Raw genomic sequence first — 19,438 nt, forward strand, 5'->3', positions numbered from 1 at the left:
TTCAGCGTTTGACAGTGTTGATCAGGGTGTAGACCTTGGTGAGCGGGGTGCGTATGTCCCATCGGCCAGTCCAACCATCAGCCAGCACTGCCGACACCCCAGGCCCAAGACGAGTTACGACACCGTCGGCGGAGACCAGGTCGCCGTCTCCGTCGATGACGTAGATGTACTCGTCCTGGCCGTCCCTCACTGTGGTGAACGACCCGGGGGTCACCGTCCATCGCCCGAACTCAGCGTGTTCGGTTTGGTGATGGCGGACCGTGCTCATGTGGGGGTCTCCCGACAGCACCCGCTCTGAAGGGACCGGCTGAGGCGGGGGCCATGCGAGGTCGCCGTCGTCGAAGCTGGTCATGCTCGTCGCGCCTGGCACACGGAGTGGGTCCTCGGGGCTCCGCTCACGGAGCGTTGGGCTGAATGCGTCATCTGTACACCTCGTTGTCGTGGTCAGACATGGGTGGCTGGCGTATCAGCCAGGGTCGGGCATCGCCTCACTGTGCGGCAGTCCGCGGCGCCCCTGGGGCTCGGCGGTTCGCCGGGCCAGACGCTAGGGGGCGGAGTGAACCCGATGAACTAGCAGACGCTATGAATCTGACCGTCGAGCTATACGTGAGGCTAACTTTGCGGCATGCGCGGACGTGTCCTGACAGTGGCCGACATCGTGGGGGCACACAGCCTCGACATCAGTGTCCTCGCTGGGGGGCTTGGGCAGATGCGTGAGATTCTGTGGGCCCACAGCTGCGAGATGGCCGATCCGGTGGAGTGGCTTGGTCCGCACGAGCTGCTGATGACCGTCGGGTTGTGTGTCCCCAGGCTGGCCGCTGAACAAGTCGAGTTTGTGGCGCGACTAGATGAGGCCGGGCTAGCCGGGATGGTCATCGGCGATCATGACGTCGCGCCCAAACTCACTGGCCGGATGTTGGCAGAGGCCGACCGCAGGCATTTCCCGATCCTCCTGGCGGGCCGACGAACGTCGTATGCGGTGGTCGCGCGGCACGTGGCAGCAGCGAATACCACCGATCAGACCCTTCAGGTCCTCGCGCTCAGCAAGCTGTACCACCTGGCCGCCTCCGCAGACGGCAACGCCACCTCGCTTGTGGCTGACCTGGCGGCTCAGCTCAATATCGGGATTGACGTCCTTGACCAGACCACCGGCCTGTCCTTGCTCACATCGGCCAGGCCGGAGGGGTCACTGGATGGCATCCGTGACGTGGTCCGTTCCTACCCATTGGAGGGTCGCCACCGCGCGCAGGTGGTTCTGAGCGAGTTCCCTGGGGAGCCTCTCGACAGCTTCCTGCTAGTCCACTTGCTCCAGGTCCTGCGCAGTGCGGTGGACCGACTCCTTGACGCTGCGGACAGGCGATCTGAGGTGATGGCCCGTCTCATGCACGCAGTCCTCAACGGAACTGCAGATGCGCGCGCTCTACGAAGCTTCTTGTCGCCCCACGAGCTCTCTGAGGGGTTTCATCTCGTTGCCGTCAGCAAGGCCGTCGGGCCGCACATGGCTAGGGCCAGCGCCTGCCTGCAGCTATCGGTCTTGGTCGGACCCGGGAGGGTTCATGACCTAGCTCTTGTGCCAGCGGATGAGCTGGGTTCGTTTCGAGGGGCTATGGACGTCCTGGTGACAACCGCCGGGATCAGCTCGGTCTTCACCGATATCGCGGACGCACGGGCCGCGGCGGTCGAAGCAGGCAAAGTACTGACCTCTGCAGAAGAGGCGAAGGGCTGGGCGGCCTACGAAGGATCCTCAGTATCGGTGTTGACGCGGTCGAAGAAGGAGGCTGACGACATCGTCAGCAGAGTGCTTGGACCGCTGGCCGGCGATGATGACCGGTCCAGCTCGCTGCGGGCCACCTTGTTCGCTTACCTGCGCAACGACAGAAGATGGCAAGACACGGCCGATGAACTGCAGATTCATCGGCAGACGCTCTCGTATCGCCTGAAGCGCGTACAGGACCTGACCGGTTTGGATCTGCGCCGTTCCTCCGACTTGTCCGCAGCTTGGGTTGCGTTCCAAGCATGGCGTCTCACGGGCGGCTCCTAAGCGGTGTCCCCGAGGCCAGCTCCTGGCCCGGACATGCACCGCGAGGTCGGATTCTCATCTGCCCCGGGTCCGTGGGCCGCGCGCTGGCCGGCAACCACCCGTGATCCCAGCCCCCGGAAAAGCCGCAGGGCAAGCGTCGGCTCCTACGGTGATGGTCGTCCGTCGCTCGTACTGGTGGACAACAAGTAACGACTATTCGTGGTGGAGGCTTATACAGCTCCCAGGCTCTGCGCCCTACCTTGGGAGCTGTGGCAAGGGGTCCGAGCCCCGAACTCGATGACCGTGTGGCTCGGGTCGGCGGACCAGCCCTTCATCCTCCCAACCCTCGGGTCCATTCCGCTTCGGTAGGGCACGGCCTCACCTTGGCCGACGGACTTGGCCACCGGTCTGCCGTGCTTGCAGTCGCCCCGGCCCGCGGCGCAACCCCTCGACGCCTGATGACTGCCGAGCAGAACCAGCGATGTCCCTCCGAACTGAGTAGGAAGCTATGACAACCCAGCCCCGCACTCGCGATTTCGTCAACGGGAACGTCTCTTTCTGGCACCGACAAGCCGGAATGCCCACGCCTCGGCCATCCCTGCCGGGAGACCGCCGGTATGACGTAGTCATTGTGGGGGCTGGCTACACCGGCTTGTGGACGGCCTACTACTTGAAGAAGGCGCAGCCGGACCTGCAGGTTGCCATCCTTGAGAGCGAGTTCGCGGGCTTCGGCGCGTCGGGGCGTAACGGCGGGTGGCTTAGCGCCGAGCCGCCGGGACAGCTGCGTCGGTATGCCGCGCAGCATGGCTGGGCCGCCGCAGTCGACTTCCAGCAGCGGATGTTCACTGCCGTCGACGAGGTGATCGACGTCTGTGCAGCCGAGGGTATCGACGCCGACATCCAGAAGGACGGATTGCTGCACGTCGCTACTAATCGAGCTCAGGAGAAGCGCCTGCGCGAGCACCTTCCGGCGCTGCGCAAGGCCGGCTGGGGGCCCGATGACCTCATCGAGCTGACGGCGACTGAGACAGCTCAGCGGATCCGTTTGGGTGGTGGTCTGTCATCGCAGTTCAGCCCGCACTGCGCGCGCATTCAGCCGGCCAAGCTGGCTAGTGGATTGGCCGACGTCGTGGAGAGGCTCGGCGTGGACATCTTCGAGCAGACCCGGGTGACGGAAATCCGTCCACGGGAAGCGGTCACCGCGCAGGGGACGGTCACGGCTGATTACGTCATCCGCGCCACTGAAGGGTTCACGGCCCAGCTCAAGGGCGCCAAGCGCGTCTGGTTGCCGATGAACAGCAGCATGGTCGTCACCGAGCCCCTCCCAGCTGACGTCTGGGGGCAGATTGGCTGGGATTCAGCCGAGCTCGTCGGGGATGGGGCGCACTCGTTCTGCTACATGCAGCGCACGGCGGACGGTCGGATCGTCTTGGGCGGCCGCGGAATCCCCTACCGTTTCGGCTCTCGTACTGATGACGGGGGCAACACCCATCGTGTCACCCAGGAGCAGCTGCGTGCTGTCTTGCGGCAGTACTTCCCAGCCGCTGCCGACGCTGCCCTCGACCATGCATGGTCTGGCGTCCTGGGCGTCCCGCGCGATTGGTGCGCAAGTGTGTCTGTCGATCACACGACCGGTCTTGGTTGGGCCGGCGGTTATGTTGGTCATGGAGTCACCGGCACGAACCTCGCCGGTCGCACATTGCGGGACCTCGTTCTGCGCCGAGACACCGACCTGGCGCAGTTGCCGTGGGTGGATCGCCGGGTGCGAGGCTGGGAGCCTGAGCCAGCGCGGTGGATCGGCGTCCGCAGCCTCTATGTGGCCTACCGGGCGGCCGATCGTCAGGAGTTCGGCGGCGCTCCCCGAACATCTCCGATCGCCCGCGTTGCCGACAAGATCTCTGGTCGCTGAGTCAGACCTGGGTCGAGGAACGGGCTCCGTGGCTGCCACTACAGGGGGCAGCCACTGGGCCGTAGTGCGAGGGCGAGTTGACCCTCGCGTCTACCACCCGGAGAACGCAGGGTGGGCCTCTGGCCCACCCTGCGTTCATTTGGCCGGTTGACTCGAAGCGCCGGCCCTCAGATGTGAAGTGTCGTGTCGCCGCTGTTGGTTCGGGGGTGTTTCGGCACCCGTTCCGGTTCCTGCGGTTGCACCCCGACCTCTCCCCCACCGATGTCGACCCCGCATAGGAGTCCAGGACGACGGCGCACCGCACGGCGGGCCAGCTGCGTGCTGGTCATGATGCGCGGCGCTTAACGGTCTAAAGTTGTCTCGCTCCCGTCAGTTACCCCCGTGACTGACGGGAGCCCAGCTCCCAACCCCACCGCTGATGATCTATCCAGATAGCTAGTCGGCTAGGTATGCGTCCAGTGCGGTGGCGACCAGTTCGCTGCGGGACCGCGCGCCGTGGCGGGTAGCCAGGTCGTCGAGAGCAGCGATGCTGGTCTCGGTGAGCTTGATGGACACCTGGCGGCGCCCTTCGGGGCGCACCTGGGTGGCGACGCGTTCGCCGGCGAACATGCCTTCGGCGCGGGCCTTAGGGCGCTGGGCTGCGAGCAGGTCAGGCAACTGCTCTGCGGTGGCCTCCACGGCGTCCAATGCGAGTTCCTTGTAGGTGACGCCGCGCTGGCGGGCGTTGTCTCGGAGGCGGTCGGCGGTGCTGTTGGGCAACTGCAGGATCACCAGCCGCGGCACGGGCGAAGCTGTGGCCTTGGCGGGCGTGGTGGTGCGTGATGTGCGAGGCCGCGAGCGGGTGGCCGAGGGTGTCGTGGTCACTTCTCCCCCGCTGCTGCCGTCCTGGGCCGGGTCCGCCTGGGGCATCGCTTCCACGGGGGTCGTCGCCGCGGGCTGCTGCGGGGCGACCGCCGGCTTCGCGTCGGAGCTGGGCTGCTTCTCCGGTGCGCTCGTCGGCTCGGGCGTCACGGCAGGGCCCCGCCGACGACGGGGCGCGAGCCCGGTGAGTCCTTCGGTGCGGTTGCCGAACACGGCACCGAGGTCCATGTCGGGGACGCGGCGGACGGTGCTGTCGGGGTTGGTCACGACTGGGCTCCCTGCAGCTCGTCGATGAGCTTGTTCTCGGCGTCGACGATCATCTGCAGCACCTCTTTGGCCAAGGCGGCGTAGTCCCCGGCCAGCGAGCCGGCGCTGGCAGCCAACGCGGTGGTCTTCTTGCCGTCACCGCTGCGGCGCAGCTCGTACCAGCGGGGCTGGGCGGCGACGCTCTTCTCCAGCTCGTGCAGCAGCTGCCCGCGGTTGCGGGCGTCGGTGGCGGCGGCCTCGACGTAGCGGATGGTGGCGTCCAGGACCGGGACGACGCCGTTGAGGTCGCGGGCCAGTGCTTCGCGGGCCTGTCCGGTGACGCGGGTGGCGGAGATGTTGGTGCCGAACAGCACGACGCCCAGCAGGGCGAGGCCAGGGTTGTCGGTGCGGGCCTCGAGATAGCGGCGGGCAACGTCGCGCAGGCCGATGCGGCTGGCGTCATCGGATCGGGTGGGCACGATGACCCATTTGGCGGCGGTGAGGATGAGTCGCTGCAGGACATCGCCACCGGGGGGCGAGTCGATGAAGATGAGGTCGTAGTCCTCGGCGATCTGGGCCAGGGACGCGGCCAGTGCCATGCCGGCGGTGTCGACGCTGCCGCGGCCGGTGCGGGCCAGCTCGGACGCGAGGTCGTTGAGGAGGTCTCCCCCGGGCAGCACGTCCAGGTTTTCCCGCACTCCCGCCAGGGGGACGGGCGCGGAGCTTTCGGTGATGGCTCGGAGCAGCTCCTGGCCGCTGTCGGAGCGGCGGCCGTGGGTGCAATGGGCAAGGTCACCCCCGGTGTGGGACTCCAGGCGACGTTCAGCACCAGCACGAGGGGCTGGCACGCGAGCCGTCGGACCATCCCGGTTCGACGAGGCCCAGCTTCACTCACAGCGTCAGCCGAACAACCCAACCCGCCGTCCACCAACGCGAGCCCCAGCCCGCCTCTCCTGCGGCATGGGCCCCGACCACTTCTCGGAAGCCTCGTGCACCACGAACCAGATCCGACACACCTCTTGCACCCCGGATGCCACCCACTCGTCGTGACACCCACGCGGGCCCTAGGTCACCCATAGACGACATGGCCAGCCCTCACGCCCGCCGCATGCAGGAACACCGTCGCGAGCAAGAACGCCGGCGGCGGGCCCGCGAGCGGATGGAGGCCGCCCAGCTCGCCAGTCCCCCCGCCCCGGTGCCCGACGGCAACCCTCCCGTCCCGGCGGAGCACCGCCGCGCGGCCGCGACGACGTGCGGTTGGTGCTTCGGGCCCATCACCCCGAAGTCCCGCGGCCCGGTGCCGAAGTGGTGCTCGGCGTCCTGCCGCCAGCGGGCATGGGAGCAACGCCGTGCCGCCGCCTCCGGGCTGAGCGCCGTCGAGGTGGTGGAGCGCGTCGTCCAAGTCCCTGCTCCCCCGCACTCACGACCGGCACCCAAGGACCAGGAGTGGCACGGCCTCATCCGCGAACTCACCCGCCAGCTGGACAGCCATCACGTGTACGCCCGTCACCTGGCCGGCATCGCCGACGAAGTCCGCAAACTGCAGGCCGCCCTCGACCGCCGAGGAATGTGGGGTGACGTCCGGTGGACCGACGTCACCCCAGCCATCCGCACCTGGCATCGGGACGTCCCGGGCCAGCAGCGCCCCGCCCATCCCCCAGGCGGTGACAGGTGATGACCTCTGCTGCCGCCTGGTTCGTCGGACGGGCCACCGTCACCCCGTGGCGACCGCACGGGCGCCATTGAGCGTGGGAGACATCGCGTGACCACTGCCGGTGCAAGGACGACCGACCGACTGCACGACGTCGACAGCGCCGCGGTGTACCTCCGGTGCGGACGTCGCCTGGTCTACCGGCTCGTCGCCGAGCGACGGGTCCGCTTCACCTACGCGGGTCGGTCGCTCCGGTTCTGGCAGACCGACCTCGACGCCTATCTCGACGCCCGGACCGTCGAGCCGCTGACCGCCAAGCACTGACACCTGCAGGCCACCCATGCCTCCGCGTCGCCGGTTCGGTCGCGTGCGCAAGCTGCCCTCCGGGCGGTGGCAGGCCCGCTACGCCGGACCCGACGGCCAGGACCGATCAGCCCCCACGACCTTCGCCACCAAGACCGACGCCGCGCGGTTCCTCGTAGCCACCGAGACGGACATGGCTCGCGGTGCCTGGCTCGACCCGCTGCGGAGTGGCATTCGACTGCGGGAGTACAGCCAGTCCTGGCTGGCCGAGCGCACCGTGAGAGGCCGACCGCTGGCCATCCGCACGCGGGAGACCTACCAGCACTCCCTCGACCGGTGGGTCCTGCCCAAGCTCGGTGACCTCATGCTCGACCGGATCACGCCGGCCCTCGTCCGCACCTGGCACGCAGACGTCAGCGCGGCCACCGGCCCCACCGCCGCGCGGCAGGCCTACGCCGTCCTGCGCGCTGTCATGTCCACCGCCGTCGCCGACGACGCCGTCGCCCGCAACCCCTGCCGCATCGTCGGCGCCGGGCAGGCCCGCAGCGAAGAGCGGCCACTGCTCGACGTCGCGCAGATTGATGAGTTGACGGCAGCGATGCCCGTCCACCTCCGCGGGCTGGTGCAGCTCGGCTTCTGGGGACACCTCCGACTGGGCGAACTGGTCGCTCTCCGCCGCGCCGACGTCGACCTCGATGCAGGCACCGTGGCCGTCGTGCGGCAGGTCGTCGAGACCGACACCGGGCCCCGCGAGGGGCCACCGAAGGCCGGCAGCCAACGCACCGTCCACCTGCCTCCGCAGGGGCTCGACGCTCTGCGGGCGCACCTCGAGGTCCGCGGACCGACCACGCTGCTCGACCACCTCTTCGCCCGCCAGGACGGCACTGCGCTGCGCGCCCACCACGTCCACACCGCCTGGGGCACAGCCCGGAAGCACGCCGGCCTGCCCGGCGCCCACCTGCACGACCTCCGGCATGCCGGCCTCACCCTGGCCGCTCAGAGCGGGGCCACCCTCGCCGAGGTCATGCGTCGCGCCGGGCACTCCTCGACCCGCGCGGCGATGATCTACCAGCACGCCGCCGAGCGCCGCGACGCTGATGTCGCCGCCGGCCTGGGCCGGCTCGCGGCGAGCGAGCTCGCGGACCGTGCGGGCACGCGCGTGAACCGTACGGGCACGCAGCGGGCACGCCGGCTCATCTGAGGACCCTCCGGAGCGGGCGAGACCTCCTCATGTAGCGCGAACGTGCTGGTCAGAGCGGAGGGCGAGGGATTCGAACCCTCGAGGAGCGCTAACCCCTAGCGGTTTTCAAGACCGCCGCCATCGGCCACTAGGCGAGCCCTCCTGGCCGACCGACCCTATCCCCCGACCTCGATGATCACGGGCCCGCCGCCGTCCGGCCAGGTCGGCGTCACCGTCCGGAGGCCTGGGCACGGTCGGCTGGCGCCATGCGCGTGGCACTGGTGTCCGAGACGTTCACCCCGGCGGTCAACGGCGTCGTCACGTCGGTGCTGCGGGCCGCCGACCACCTGGCCCTGCGCGGTCACGAACCGGTGGTTGTCGCGCCGTCCGGACAGGACTACGAGACCCGCTGCGGTGCGGTCGTCCCGGTGCACGCCGTCCGGTCGGTGCGCCTGCCGCGGTACCGGGAGCTGCCGCTGGCGGCGCCCACCGGCGAGGTCGGCGAACTGCTGGACCGGATCCGCCCGGACGTCGTCCACCTGGCGTCCCCCGCCGTCCTGGGCTCGGCCGCGGCCCGGGCGGCGCAGGAACGCGGCATCCCCGCGGTCGCGGTCTTCCAGACCGACCTCGCCGCCTACGCCGGCCGGTACCGGGTCCCCGGCGGGTCGACGACGACCTGGCGCTGGCTGCGCGCGCTGCACGACCGGACGGCGTTGACCCTGGTGCCCTCGACACCCACGATGGCCCAGCTCCGCCGGCACGGGATCGGCCCGCTGGCGCTCTGGGCCCGCGGCGTCGACCTGCAGCAGTTCGCCCCTGGGCGCTCGTCGGCCGCCGTCCGGGCGCGGTTGGTGCCCGGTGGAGAGCTGTTGGTCGGCACGGTGGCCCGGCTGGCGGTGGAGAAGCGGCTGCACCTGCTCGGCCCGCTGTCCGAGCTGCCGGGGGTGCGGCTGGTCGTGGTCGGCGACGGACCGCAGCGCAGGACCCTGCAGCGGGCGCTGCCGCGGGCGGTGTTCACCGGGCGGGTGGTCGGCGAGGAGCTGGGGGACCTGGTCTCCTCGCTGGACCTGCTCGTGCACCCGGGTGCCGACGAGACGTTCTGCCAGGCGGTGCAGGAGGCGCTGGCCGCCGGGGTGCCGGCGCTGGTCGCGGCGTCGGGCGGGCCGCTGGACCTGGTCCGGCACGGGGAGAACGGCTGGCTGTGGGCCGGCGACGACCCGCACGTGCTGGCCGCCCAGGTCGCCGGCCTGCGCGACGACCGCCTGGCTCTGCGCGCCGCGGCGGGACGGGCCCGGGCGTCGGTGTCCCACCGCACCTGGGGCCGGCTGGGCGACGAGCTGATCGGCCACTACGACCGGGTGCTCGGCCGCGCCCAGGTCCACCCCCTCACCGCCTGACCCCCGCAGCGTTGATCAGGGGGGTGCGCGGAACTCCGTCCTCCTGCACCAGATCTGCGGCAGGAGGACGGACTCTGCGGCACTCCCCTGATCGACGCTGGGCAACGGCGACGGCCCCGCCCCCCGCGAGGTAGGGGAGAGGACCCGGAGCGCCGGGTGCCAGCGCGACGGTCCGCCCGGGCGCAGCTCACCCATCGGTGGCCCGGGTGACATCTGTGAACGGATCCGGGCACATTGCCCGAGTGGGTCTCACAACCTCCGGCCGGGATGCTTCTTGACCATGCAGAACCGGCACGCCGACGCGCCGGGTCAGGGCGTGTCGGCGTGCCGGTTCTGCATGATCAACTGCGGCGGGCGGTCAGAGCGGGCGGATGCGGCCCAGCACGTGGTCCTGGCCCGACTTCTGGTTGCGCACCGCGAGGTCCCAACCGCCGTCGCGCGCCGCCGTCGACAGCGTGGCCGTCGAGGGCAGGAACAGCGGCTTCTTGAAGGCGACGTCCACGCTGAAGGACGACGGCAGCCGCCCCGACAGCGCCGCCAACGCGCGGGCCTTGACCCACATCCCGTGCGCGATCGCCCGCTCGAAGCCGAACGCCTTCGCGGTCAGGCCCGACAGGTGGATCGGGTTCACGTCGCCGCTGACCTTGGCGTACCGACGGCCCGCGTCGTCGGGCACCCGCCACACCGCGGCCTGGGCGACGTCCCCGATGGTCACGTCCAGGTCGGTCGGTTCCCCCTCCGGCGCGGAAGCCCCCCGCGCCAGGTAGGTCGACCGCCCGCGCCACACCTCATCGCCCCGCGACCGCACCGAGGCGACGAGGTCCACCGTCGCCCCGGACCGGTGCGGCCGCAGGTCTGAGGCCCAGACCTCCAGGTCCAGCTTCTCCGACACCCCGACCGGCCGGACGACGTCCACCCGGTTGCGCACGTGCACCAACCCGGGCAGGGCCAGCGGGAACGACCGGTCGGCCATCAGCGCGACCTGCAGCGGGAAGGTCAGCACGTGCGGGAAGGTCGGCGGCAACGTGTCGCCGAACCGGAACCGGCAGACCTCTGCGTAGTCGGCCACCCGGGCCGGGTCCACCGCGACGGCGACCCGGGCGAGGTGGGTGTCGGGCAACGCCCCGCCCCGGCCGCGCGCGGTCAGTGCCGCCTTGGCGAACAACGGACCCATGGCCGGGGCCGAGGAGAGCACGACGGGCGTGCCCATCAGGCGCCCAGCAGGTTCTGGCCGCACACCCGCAGCACCTGGCCGTTCACCCCGGCGCTGGCCGGCTGGGCCAGCCAGGCGATGGCTTCGGCCACGTCGACGGGCAGCCCGCCCTGCTGCAGCGAGTTCAGCCGGGCACCGACCTCGCGGGTGCCGAAGGGCATCTTCGCGGTCATCTCGGTGACGATGAACCCGGGCGCGACCGCGTTGATCGTCGCGCCGCGCTCGGCGAAGGCGGGGGCCCACGCACGCACCATGCCGATGACGCCGGCCTTGGACGCCGAGTAGTTCGTCTGCCCGCGGTTGCCGGCGATCCCGGACTGCGAGCTGACCGCCACCACCCGGGCACCGGGCTTCAGCGCACCCTCGGCGTCCAGCAGGGCCGGGGTGAGGTCCAGCTGGGCCTGCAGGTTCACCGCGAGGACCGAGTTCCAGCGCGCCGAGTCCATGTTGACCAGCAGCTTGTCCCGGGTGATGCCCGCGTTGTGCACGACCACGTCGGCCCCGCCGTGCCGCTGCACCAGGTGCTCCACCAGCCGCTGGGCGGCGTCCGGGGCGGTGATGTCCAGCTGCAGCGCCGTCCCGCCGACCCGGTTCGCGACCGCGGCCAGCGCCTGGCCGGCGGCCGGGATGTCCACGGCGACCACGTGCGCGCCGTCCCGGCCCAGCACGTCGGCGATCGAGGCGCCGATGCCGCGGGCCGCACCGGTGACCACGGCGACCTTGCCGGCCAGCGGCGTCGTCCCGCCGTCCCCGCTGGGCGCGTCGACCGCGCTCAGCGTCACCGTCTGGCCGTCGACGTAGGCCGACCGGCCGGACAGGAAGAACCGCAGCGGGCCCGGGACGGCGGCCTCGGCGCCGCTGGGCACGTACACCAGGTTGGCGGTGGCACCGGCCCGCAACTCCTTGGCCAGCGAGCGGACCAGGCCGTCGAGGGCCTGCCGGGCCGCGGCCAGGGCCGGGGACGGCGCCTCCCCGGGCACCTCGCCGAGGACGACGACCCGCCCGTTGGTGCCCAGCCGCTTCACGGCGGGGGCGAGGAAGTCGTGCGCCGAGGCCAGGTCGGCCGGCGTCGTCAGACCCGTCGCGTCCAGGACGACGGCGGCCACCTTCGGGCCCGACCCGCCGTCGGCGGTGGCCGGGGACAGCACGGTCACGCCGTCGTCCCTCAGCACCGCCTCGATCTCGGCGCGCAGCCGACCCTCGCCGGCCGAGCCGACCAGGGCCGGCCCGTCCAGCAGCGGCTGGCCGGGGGTGTAGCGGCGCAGCACGGCCGGCCGGGGCAGGCCGAGCTGCTTGACCAGGGTGGTGCCGACGCCGGAGTTGGCGAAGTCGCGGTACCAGTCGCTCACGGTGGGTCTCCTTCTCAGCTCTCGAGGATCGCGACGACGCCCTGGCCGCCGGCGGCGCAGATGGAGATCAGCCCGCGCTTGCCGGGGCCGAGCTCGTGCAGGGCCTTGGCCAGCGAGGCGACGATCCGCCCGCCGGTCGCGGCGAACGGGTGCCCGGCGGCCAGCGACGAGCCGTTGACGTTCAGCTTGGAGCGGTCGATCGAGCCCAGCGGGGCGTCCAGGCCCAGCTTCTCCTTGCAGAACGCCGGGTCCTCCCAGGCCTTCATCGTCGAGAGCACCGTGGAGGCGAAGGCCTCGTGGATCTCGTACAGGTCGAAGTCCTGCAGGGTCAGCCCGTTGCGGGCCAGCATCACCGGCATGGCGTAGGCCGGGGCCATGAGCAGCCCCTCGCCGCCGTGCACGTAGTCCACCGCGGCGGTCTGGGCGTCGACCAGGTGGGCCAGCACCGGCAGCTGGTGCTCGGCGGCCCACTCGTCGCTGGCCAGCAGCACCGCCGAGGCGCCGTCGGTGAGTGGGGTCGAGTTGGCCGCGGTCATCGTGGCGCCCTCGCCCTTGCCGAACACCGGCTTCAGGGTGGCGAGCTTCTCGACCGTGGAGTCCGGGCGCAGGTTGTCGTCGCGGGTCAGGCCCAGGAACGGGGTGACCAGGTCGTCGAAGAACCCGCGGTCGTAGGCGGCCGCCAGGTTGTGGTGGCTGGCCACGGCGAGCTCGTCCTGGGACTCGCGGCTGACCTCCCACACCTTCGCCGTCTGCGCGGCGTGCTCCCCCATCGACAGCCCGGTGCGCGGCTCGACGTTGCGCGGCTGGTCGGGCACCAGCTGGCCGGGCCGGATCTTCCCGAGCAGCTTGAGGCGGTCGGGCAGGGTCTTGGCGTTGTTGAGCGCGATGAGCACGTGGCGCAGGTCGTCGTTGACCGCCAGCGGCGCATCGGAGGTGGTGTCGGTGCCGCCGGCGATGCCGGACTCGATCTGGCCCAGCGCGATCTTGTTCGCCACCAGGACGGCGGCCTCCAGGCCGGTGCCGCAGGCCTGCTGCACGTCGTAGGCCGGGGTGGACGGCGAGAGCTGCGAGCCCAGCACGGACTCCCGGGTCAGGTTGAAGTCGCGCGCGTGCTTGAGGACGGCGCCGGCGACCACCTCGCCGAGCTGCTCGCCGGCCAGGCCGTAGCGGGCCACCAGGCCGTCGATGGTCGCGGTGAGCATGTCCTGGTTCGAGGCGCGGGCGTACTTCTTGTTCGAGCGGGCGAACGGGATGCGGTTCCCGCCGACGATCGCGGCCTTGCGGGTCATGGGGACCTCCGGGGGGAGTCGTGGTGCCGTTGTCGGTACCGACGGTATCAGGTACCGTCGTTCACATGAAGTCGACGGCGGTGACCCCGCCCACCCGTGCGGGCACCGTGCCGCAGCGACGGGACCGCCGCGACTCGAGGTGGGACGAGCACCGCCGAGCCCGGCGCGAGCAGCTGGTGACGGCCACCGTCGCCGCGGTCGGCGAGCACGGGCCCGGCGTCGGCATGGAGGAGATCGCGGCGGCCGCGGGCACCAGCAAGACCGTCGTCTACCGGCACTTCGCCGACCGCGGCGAGCTGCACCTGGCGGTCTGCGCCCGGGTCGCCGAGCAGCTGCTCGACGCCCTCCGCACGGCCATGACCAGCACGGACAAGCCCCGGCAGATGGTCTCGGCGGCGATCGACACCTACCTGGCCTTCATCGAGGCCGACCCCGAGCTCTACCGCTTCGTCGTGCACGCCCCCGCCGACCGCGACCCCACCGCCGACCCGATCGCCGGGTTGTCCGAGCTGGTCGGCGAGCAGGCCACCGCGCTGGTCGCGATGGCGCTCGAGGGCGCCGGGCGGCCGACCGCGGCGGCCGAGCCCTGGGGCCACGGCCTGGTCGGCCTGGTCCGCTCGGCGGCCGACCGCTGGCTCAGCTCGCCGGACCCGATGCCGCGCGCCGAGCTCACCGCGCACCTCACCGATCTCGCCTGGGCCGGCCTGTCCGGCGTCGTCACCCGCACCACCACCGAGGAGACCCGATGACCAGCAACCAGCCCCTGACCACCGTCGACCCGGCCCACCTCACCGAGGTGCTCGACGGTCGGTGGGCCCAGGTCCGCCGCGATGCCCGCGAGCAGCTCGGCGAGGCCAAGTACGCCCCGGTCTACGGCGAGACCGGCGAGCAGGCCCGCGAGCGGATCACCGGTCTGCTCAAGGACCTGGCCGCCACCGGCCGCACCCGGCTGGGCTTCCCGAAGGCCTACGGCGGCGAGGAGGACTCCGGCGGCTCGGTCACCTCGATCGAGATGCTGGCCTTCGGCGACCTCTCGCTCATGGTCAAGGCCGGCGTGCAGTGGGGCCTGTTCGGCGGGGCCGTGCAGCTGCTGGGCAGCGACCGGCACCACGCCGCCTACCTGCAGCAGATCATCGACGCCGACCTGCTCGGCTGCTTCGCGATGACCGAGACCGGGCACGGGTCCGACGTCCAGCAGCTGCGGACGACGTGCACCTACGACCCGGCCACCCAGACCTTCGACCTGCACACGCCGCACGAGGCCGCCCGCAAGGACTACATCGGCAACGCGGCGAAGGACGGCCGGATGGCCGTGGTCTTCGCCCAGCTCGTCACCCAGGGCAAGCGGCACGGCGTGCACGCCTGGCTGGTGCCCATCCGCGACGAGGCCGGGAACGTGCTGCCGGGCGTCACCGTCGGCGACGACGGCCCCAAGGCCGGGCTCAACGGGGTGGACAACGGCCGGCTGAGCTTCGACCATGTCAGCGTCCCGCGCGACATGCTGCTGGACCGCTACGGCCAGGTCGCCGAGGACGGCACCTACACGTCGTCCATCGAGAACGAGACCCGGCGCTTCTTCACCATGCTCGGCACCCTGGTGCGCGGGCGGGTCAGCGTCGGCGGCTCCGCCGGGTCGGCCACCAAGCTGGCGCTGCAGATCGCCGCGCGCTACGGCGAGCAGCGCCGCCAGTTCGCCGCCCCGGGCGAGGACCGCGAGATCGTCATCAACGACTACCTGGTGCACCAGCGCAAGCTGCTCCCCGCGCTGGCCAAGACCTACGCGCTGCACTTCGCCCAGGAGGAGCTCACCTCCACCATGCACGACGTGCAGGGCGCCGCGGACGTCGACGAGGCCGCCCAGCGCGAGCTGGAGTCCCGCGCCGCCGGGCTCAAGGCCGCCAACACCTGGCACGCCACCGCCACCATCCAGATGGCCCGCGAGGCCTGCGGCGGTGCCGGCTACCTGGCCGAGAACCGGCTGCCGGCCCTCAAGGCCGACACCGACGTGTTCACCACGTTCGAGGGCGACAACACCGTCCTGCTGCAGCTGGTCGCCAAGGGCCTGCTCACCGGCTACCAGGACTCCTTCGGGTCCCTGGACAACTGGGGCAAGGCGCAGTTCGTCGCCGACCTGGTCAAGGAGACCGTGCTGGAGCGGACGGCGGCCCGCGGCCTCATCGCGCGGCTGGTCGACGCCGTCCCCGGTCGGGACGAGGAGGTCTCCCTCCTGGACCGCGGCTGGCAGCTGAAGATGTTCGAGGACCGCGAGCGGCACACCCTGGAGGGTGCGGCCAACCGGCTGCGCAAGGGCGCCTCGAACAAGGAGAACCGCCTGTTCGACGTGTTCAACGACGTGCAGGACCACGTGCTGCGGACGGCGACGACCCACATCGACCGGATCGTGCTGGAGGCCTTCGTGGCCGCGGTCGACCGCACCACCGACCCGGCGGCGCGGGCGCTGCTGTCCCGGCTGTGCGACCTGTACGCGCTGACCACCATCGAGGCCGACCGCGGCTGGTTCCTCGAGCACGGGCGGCTCACCCCGGCCCGCTCCAAGGCGGTGACCAGCACGGTCAACGCGCTGCTCAAGGAGCTGCGGCCGCAGCTGCCCACCCTGGTCGACGGGTTCGCCATCCCCGACGCCTGGGTGAAGTCGCGGATCGTGGACGAGGAGGGCGCCCGCCAGGAGGCCATGGCCGCCGAGGACGCCCGGGTGAAGGCCGCCCACGGCGACGACACCGCCGTCGACACCCCCGACGCCACGGCGGTCGACCTGGAGATGGCCCCGGCCCAGTAGCGCCGACGTCCCCGGGCAGAGGAACCTCCACACCCCCTTCTGAGCTGGGGAAGGGGTGCAGAGGTTCCTTTGCCCAGACGGGGCGGGAGGATGTGCCGTCGTGGACGTCCTGGCGGTGGAAGTGCTGCGCATCCCGATGGCGGTCGACCTCGCGGCGATCGTGATCGGTGCCCTCACGGGCGGCCTGCTGGCTGCCCGTGAGGGCTTCGCGGTGTCCGGGGTGCTCCTGCTGGCCGTCTCCGGCGGGCTGGGCGGCGGGCTGATCCGGGACGTGCTGCTCGACGTCCCGGTGGTCGCGCTGACCAACCCGGTCTACCTGCCCACGGTCGGCATCACCGCGATGGTGACCTTCTTCTTCTCCGGCTGGCTGTCCCGCACGACCGGCCTGCTGGTCGGCCTGGACGCCCTCACGTTGGGCTTCTTCACCGTGATCGGGGCGCAGAAGGCCCAGCTCGCCGGCCTGCCGGTGACCAGCGTGGTGTTCATCGGGGTGGCCACGGCGGTGGGCGGCGCGGTCATCCGCGACGTGCTGCTGGCCCAGCGCGCCGACATCGTGCAGCCCGGCCCCTACAACGCCGTCGCCGCCCTCATCGGCGCGTCCCTGCTCGCGGTGCTGGCCGGTCCGCTGGAGCTGCCGCTGCTGCCGGTGGCCGCCGTCGTCATCGCGCTGACCGCGGGGCTGCGCCTGGTCTCCGTGCTGCGCGGCTGGTCGGCACCGGTGGCCATCGACCTGCCGCAGCGGGCCCGGACCCGCTGGTCCCGCAGCCGGTCGGCCCGCCGGCGTCACCCCGACGGGGGAGCCGGCTGAACGACCGGCCCCCGGCTGCCGAAGACGGGTGCAGTGACCCGTCGGACGACGGGACCCCGCCCGAGCAAGGAGGCGCGATGACCACCGAGCGCGGCTCCCTGCCCGCATCCGGGCGGGGCCGCAGGACCGGCCCCCCGCGGGCCGCCGTCCTGCTCGTGGTGCTGGTCCTGGTCGGCTACCAGGTCGCCCAGGTCTCGACGCCGCCGATCGCCTTCGACCGGTACGTCTCCAACCTCGTCCAGCTGCTGGCCGGGCTCACCGCCGCGGCCGCCGCGGCCCGGCGCGCCGGCACCGCCACCGGCCGGTCCCGCCTGTCGTGGGCGTGCTTGTCCCTGGGCACCGCGGCCTGGGCCGCGGGCCAGGGCTGGTGGTGCTGGGTGCAGATCGTGCAGGGCGGCGAGGCGCCGTTCCCCTCGGTCGCCGACATCGGCTTCGTCGCCTTCCCGCTGCTGGCGGCGGCCGCGCTGCTGCTGCTGCAGACCGCCGACGGGTCGACCGCCCGCCTGCAGCGCACCCTCGACGCCGCGATGACCTCTGCCGCCGCCGGCCTGGTCAGCTGGGAGACCACGCTGGGCGCCGTGGTCGCGGCGAACACCGGCGACGACCGGCTGGCCGGCACGCTGCTGGTGGCCTACCCGGTGCTCGACGTGCTGCTGATCGTGCTCGGCGTGCTGACCCTGGCCCGCGCCACCGGCGACCGCCTGCCGCAGGGCCTGGTGGTCCTCGGCCTGCTGGCCTTCAGCGTGTCCGACAGCGGCTTCGCCTTCGTGGCCGCGGCCGGGGACTACGACGGCAACCTGCTCGACCTCGGCTGGATCGCCGGCTTCCTGCTCATCGCCCTGGCCGCCCTCTGCCGCCCCGCCGCCGTCGGCCGCGCGGCCGAGGAGCGCCGGGCCGAGGACCCCTCGGCCTCCCGGGCGGACTACCTGCCCTACGTCCCGGTCGCCCTGTCCCTGGTGGTCACCGCGGTGCTGGTCTTCCGCGGCCGCATGCTGGACCGCTGGGAGCTGCTGACCGTCGTCGTGGTCGTCGCCCTGCTGCTGGCCCGCCAGTACGTCGCGCTGCGGGACAACTCCCGCCTGGCCGGGGAGCTGGCCACCCGCGAGTCCGAGCTGCGGCACCAGGCCTTCCACGACGGGCTGACCGGGCTGGCCAACCGCGCCCTGTTCCTCGACCGGCTGCAGCACGCCCTCGCCCTGCACGCCCGTGACCTGCGGCCGGTCGCCGTGGTCTTCCTCGACCTCGACGACTTCAAGGTCGTCAACGACACGCTGGGCCACGCCGTCGGCGACGAGCTGCTGGTCCGGGTGGCCGAGCGGCTCACCGGGGCCGTCCGCACCGGCGACACCGTGGCCCGCCTCGGCGGCGACGAGTTCGCGGTCCTGCTCGAGGACGGCGGCGACCCGATGCCGATCGCGGCGAAGGTCTCGGCCAGCCTGGTACCCCCGTTCACGCTGCGCGGGGACGTCGTCGACGTGCACGCCAGCATCGGCATCTGCGAGCTGGACGCCGAGGACGCCCCACTGGCCGCCGACGAGCTGCTGGCCCGCTCGGACACCGCCATGTACAGCGCCAAGCGGTCGGGCAAGGACCGGATCGTGGCCTACAGCCCCGGCATGAGCCTGGCCGAGCTGCAGGACGGCGTGCTGCGCGAGGCGCTGCGCCTGGCCATCGCCGACCGCGTCGTCCGGCTGCACTACCAACCCATCGTCGAGCTCGAGACCGGCCGGGTCTCCGGCCTGGAGGCGCTGGCCCGCTGGCGGCACGACGGCGTGGACATCCCGCCCGACGTCTTCATCCCGCTCGCCGAGCGCAGCGGGTTCATGACCGTGCTGACCGCCGACCTCCTCGCCGCCGCCTGCACCCGGCTGGCCGGCTGGACGCGCGGGCGCACCGAGCCCCTGTCCGTGCACGTCAACGTCGCACCGAGCCAGCTGATCGCCCCCGGGTTCGTGGACACCGTGGCCGAGCTGGTCCGCGCCCACCGGCTGCCCGCGGGCGGCCTGGTCCTGGAGATCACCGAGTCCGGCATCTTCGCCGACCTGGACGCCGCCCGGCGCACCGTCACCGAGCTGCGCGGCCTGGGCGTCGGGGTCTCCCTCGACGACTTCGGGGTCGGCTACTCCTCCCTGGCGCAGCTCAACGCGATGCCGCTGGACTCGGTGAAGATCGACCGGTCCTTCCTCGCCGCGGTGGACACCGACCGGCGCCAGGCCACCTTCCTGCACGCCGTGCTGCGGCTGGCCGAGGAGATCGGCCTGCCGGTGGTCGCCGAGGGCGTCGAGCGCCCCGCCCAGCTGACCCTGCTGCGCGCGCTCGGCTGCCGGCACGCCCAGGGCTACCTGCTGGGCCGCCCGGTGGACGCCGCCGAGGTACCCGCGCTGCTCGCCGGCATCGCCGTCCCGGTCTGAGCTC

Annotated in this window: 16 protein-coding genes and 1 tRNA gene; 10 read left to right on the forward strand and 7 right to left on the reverse strand. The window is 71.8% G+C overall.

Annotated features, from left to right (window positions below; all coding sequences use genetic code 11):
• Window position 1 precedes the first annotated feature (1 nt).
• Window positions 2–352, reverse strand: a complete 351-nt coding sequence (locus tag UXQ13_RS07955; protein WP_225234083.1) for a cupin domain-containing protein — start codon at window positions 350–352, stop codon at window positions 2–4.
• Between the two features lie 294 nt (window positions 353–646).
• Here UXQ13_RS07955 and UXQ13_RS07960 point away from each other — a divergent pair, with 294 nt between their 5' ends.
• Together UXQ13_RS07960 and UXQ13_RS07965 are read left to right on the forward strand one after the other, a co-directional pair.
• On the forward strand, window positions 647–2,041 hold the full coding sequence (locus UXQ13_RS07960; RefSeq protein WP_225234082.1) for a PucR family transcriptional regulator ligand-binding domain-containing protein: 1,395 nt from the start codon (window positions 647–649) through the stop codon (window positions 2,039–2,041).
• Between the two features lie 556 nt (window positions 2,042–2,597).
• On the forward strand, window positions 2,598–3,929 hold the full coding sequence (locus UXQ13_RS07965; protein ID WP_225236056.1) for an NAD(P)/FAD-dependent oxidoreductase: 1,332 nt from the start codon (window positions 2,598–2,600) through the stop codon (window positions 3,927–3,929).
• A 435-nt stretch (window positions 3,930–4,364) separates the two neighbouring features.
• Here UXQ13_RS07965 and UXQ13_RS07970 read toward each other — a convergent pair whose 3' ends face one another.
• Entirely contained in the window at window positions 4,365–5,057 is a 693-nt protein-coding gene (locus UXQ13_RS07970; RefSeq protein ID WP_225234081.1) for a ribbon-helix-helix domain-containing protein, read from the reverse strand.
• Complete coding sequence (locus tag UXQ13_RS07975; RefSeq protein ID WP_225234080.1) at window positions 5,054–5,734, reverse strand: ParA family protein; 681 nt, start codon at window positions 5,732–5,734, stop codon at window positions 5,054–5,056. Before UXQ13_RS07975 ends, UXQ13_RS07970 begins: the two co-directional genes overlap by 4 nt.
• 410 nt (window positions 5,735–6,144) lie before the next feature.
• Between UXQ13_RS07975 and UXQ13_RS07980 the strand changes: the two genes are divergently transcribed.
• The 3 genes from UXQ13_RS07980 (at window position 6,145) to UXQ13_RS07990 (ending at window position 8,191) form a co-directional block, all read left to right on the forward strand.
• Window positions 6,145–6,711: a hypothetical protein gene (locus UXQ13_RS07980; protein WP_225234079.1), complete on the forward strand. Its 567-nt coding sequence runs from the start codon at window positions 6,145–6,147 to the stop codon at window positions 6,709–6,711.
• An 87-nt stretch (window positions 6,712–6,798) separates the two neighbouring features.
• Entirely contained in the window at window positions 6,799–7,011 is a 213-nt protein-coding gene (locus UXQ13_RS07985; RefSeq protein WP_225234078.1) for an excisionase family DNA-binding protein, read from the forward strand.
• A 43-nt stretch (window positions 7,012–7,054) separates the two neighbouring features.
• Window positions 7,055–8,191 (forward strand): site-specific integrase, encoded by a 1,137-nt coding sequence (locus UXQ13_RS07990; protein WP_225234077.1) that lies wholly within the window; start codon window positions 7,055–7,057, stop codon window positions 8,189–8,191.
• A gap of 55 nt (window positions 8,192–8,246) precedes the next feature.
• Here UXQ13_RS07990 and UXQ13_RS07995 read toward each other — a convergent pair.
• A tRNA-Ser gene (locus tag UXQ13_RS07995) sits at window positions 8,247–8,333 on the reverse strand.
• A gap of 103 nt (window positions 8,334–8,436) precedes the next feature.
• Here UXQ13_RS07995 and UXQ13_RS08000 point away from each other — a divergent pair.
• The gene (locus UXQ13_RS08000) at window positions 8,437–9,567 is read left to right on the forward strand and encodes a glycosyltransferase family 4 protein (protein ID WP_225234076.1); all 1,131 of its coding nucleotides are present in this window, start codon (window positions 8,437–8,439) and stop codon (window positions 9,565–9,567) included.
• Window positions 9,568–9,925: 358 nt separating this feature from the next.
• Here the strand turns inward: UXQ13_RS08000 and UXQ13_RS08005 are convergent, their stop codons facing one another.
• From UXQ13_RS08005 to UXQ13_RS08015, 3 genes are read right to left on the reverse strand one after another with little or no spacing between them, the layout of a single operon-like run.
• Window positions 9,926–10,777: a MaoC family dehydratase gene (locus UXQ13_RS08005; protein ID WP_225234075.1), complete on the reverse strand. Its 852-nt coding sequence runs from the start codon at window positions 10,775–10,777 to the stop codon at window positions 9,926–9,928.
• On the reverse strand, window positions 10,777–12,129 hold the full coding sequence (locus UXQ13_RS08010; RefSeq protein WP_336392125.1) for a 3-oxoacyl-ACP reductase: 1,353 nt from the start codon (window positions 12,127–12,129) through the stop codon (window positions 10,777–10,779). Before UXQ13_RS08010 ends, UXQ13_RS08005 begins: the two co-directional genes overlap by 1 nt.
• A 14-nt stretch (window positions 12,130–12,143) precedes the next feature.
• Window positions 12,144–13,418, reverse strand: coding sequence for an acetyl-CoA C-acetyltransferase (locus UXQ13_RS08015; protein WP_336392126.1), 1,275 nt, complete (start codon window positions 13,416–13,418; stop codon window positions 12,144–12,146).
• 65 nt (window positions 13,419–13,483) lie between these two features.
• Here UXQ13_RS08015 and UXQ13_RS08020 point away from each other — a divergent pair, with 65 nt between their 5' ends.
• The 4 genes from UXQ13_RS08020 (at window position 13,484) to UXQ13_RS08035 (ending at window position 19,434) form a co-directional block, all read left to right on the forward strand.
• Window positions 13,484–14,167: a TetR family transcriptional regulator gene (locus UXQ13_RS08020; RefSeq protein WP_225234072.1), complete on the forward strand. Its 684-nt coding sequence runs from the start codon at window positions 13,484–13,486 to the stop codon at window positions 14,165–14,167.
• Entirely contained in the window at window positions 14,164–16,215 is a 2,052-nt protein-coding gene (locus UXQ13_RS08025; RefSeq protein ID WP_225234071.1) for an acyl-CoA dehydrogenase family protein, read from the forward strand. The genes UXQ13_RS08020 and UXQ13_RS08025 overlap by 4 nt, the downstream gene beginning before the upstream one ends.
• 100 nt (window positions 16,216–16,315) lie before the next feature.
• Window positions 16,316–17,023, forward strand: a complete 708-nt coding sequence (locus UXQ13_RS08030) for a trimeric intracellular cation channel family protein (RefSeq protein ID WP_336392127.1) — start codon at window positions 16,316–16,318, stop codon at window positions 17,021–17,023.
• 77 nt (window positions 17,024–17,100) lie between these two features.
• Window positions 17,101–19,434, forward strand: a complete 2,334-nt coding sequence (locus UXQ13_RS08035) for a putative bifunctional diguanylate cyclase/phosphodiesterase (protein ID WP_336392128.1) — start codon at window positions 17,101–17,103, stop codon at window positions 19,432–19,434.
• The last annotated feature ends 4 nt before the right edge of the window (window positions 19,435–19,438 follow it).

The organism is Klenkia terrae (assembly GCF_037083865.1).
Classification (GTDB): domain Bacteria; phylum Actinomycetota; class Actinomycetes; order Mycobacteriales; family Geodermatophilaceae; genus Klenkia; species Klenkia terrae.

Coding starts and splice junctions, on each gene's coding strand:
- UXQ13_RS07955 (WP_225234083.1), bottom strand. CDS start 352: ATGACCAGCTTCGACGACGGCGACCTCGCATGGCCCCCGCCTCAGCCG.
- UXQ13_RS07965 (WP_225236056.1), top strand. CDS start 2,598: ATGCCCACGCCTCGGCCATCCCTGCCGGGAGACCGCCGGTATGACGTA.
- UXQ13_RS07980 (WP_225234079.1), top strand. CDS start 6,145: ATGCAGGAACACCGTCGCGAGCAAGAACGCCGGCGGCGGGCCCGCGAG.
- UXQ13_RS08000 (WP_225234076.1), top strand. CDS start 8,437: ATGCGCGTGGCACTGGTGTCCGAGACGTTCACCCCGGCGGTCAACGGC.
- UXQ13_RS08005 (WP_225234075.1), bottom strand. CDS start 10,777: ATGGGCACGCCCGTCGTGCTCTCCTCGGCCCCGGCCATGGGTCCGTTG.
- UXQ13_RS08015 (WP_336392126.1), bottom strand. CDS start 13,418: ATGACCCGCAAGGCCGCGATCGTCGGCGGGAACCGCATCCCGTTCGCC.
- UXQ13_RS08020 (WP_225234072.1), top strand. CDS start 13,484: ATGAAGTCGACGGCGGTGACCCCGCCCACCCGTGCGGGCACCGTGCCG.
- UXQ13_RS08025 (WP_225234071.1), top strand. CDS start 14,164: ATGACCAGCAACCAGCCCCTGACCACCGTCGACCCGGCCCACCTCACC.
- UXQ13_RS08035 (WP_336392128.1), top strand. CDS start 17,101: ATGACCACCGAGCGCGGCTCCCTGCCCGCATCCGGGCGGGGCCGCAGG.